Raw genomic sequence first — 879 nt, forward strand, 5'->3', positions numbered from 1 at the left:
CAACACTTGCGCATTGCAAGTGAGCTATGCACTCAATTTTGGCGGAATGCCATTACATAAAAACATTAAAGAAAAAGAATATAATGCTATGTATGGACGCAATAGAGATTCTCTTTACATATTGGGTGCATATTATATGGGAAAGTTTTTAAACACTAAATGGAAAGAAGCAGAAATAAAAATGAAGGCAACTGATGATGGTAAAAACGAAGTGTTACAACAACTATCAAATAAAAAGGGTATTGTAGTAATGCAGGGCAATTATTCACACACGACTTTATGGAGCGGAAAAAATTTTGTCGATGTTGAAAATTTAGGAGAGCGTTACAACTTTTATTTTTATATGGGAACTGCAACGCTAGAATTTTGGGAGTTAAAATAAGATGAAAAAAATAATATGGCTGTTTTTGGCATTGATAATATATCTCAATGCGAATGATTTAGAATTTAACGGGGAACACGCAGGAAAGATAGATATGGCAAGTTATTCCTATGAAAAGAAAATATTGATTGTAAAAAGGATAGGCATAGAGTATTGTATAAAAGGAAATGATTTTAGCGAAGTGCAACCTAATGTTCAAATACTAGGTCGGTATAATTACAAAATAGGGCTAGGATGGAAAGGATTGGAAAATCAAATATTGCCAGAACTTAAAGCATATATAGACGATAAATCGCGTATAGATTATGAAACAGTATTTGCGCATTATAGCAATGGCAATTTTTCAAGGTTTTATGTTTGTCTAGGAATCTACGATTCCCCACAATACAACGCCGAAGTGGATAGAATCATAAAAAAATACTGCAAAGAGTGCGAGTAAGAATCTAAATACCAAAGCTAAATCCACTGCTAGAATCTGACTCCATAGAATGCCCCCC

General features: G+C 33.6%; 2 protein-coding genes. Both read left to right on the forward strand.

Features of this window, described 5'->3' with window-relative positions:
- Nucleotides 1-382: type VI secretion system amidase effector protein Tae4 (locus ACWIX0_RS13860; protein WP_454174566.1), on the forward strand; the 382-nt coding region annotated here is incomplete at its 5' end.
- Between the two features lies 1 nt (nt 383).
- Nucleotides 384-821: a hypothetical protein gene (locus ACWIX0_RS13865; RefSeq protein ID WP_454174567.1), complete on the forward strand. Its 438-nt coding sequence runs from the start codon at nt 384-386 to the stop codon at nt 819-821.
- Nucleotides 822-879 lie beyond the last annotated feature (58 nt).

Source organism: Helicobacter sp. T3_23-1059, from assembly GCF_053654515.1.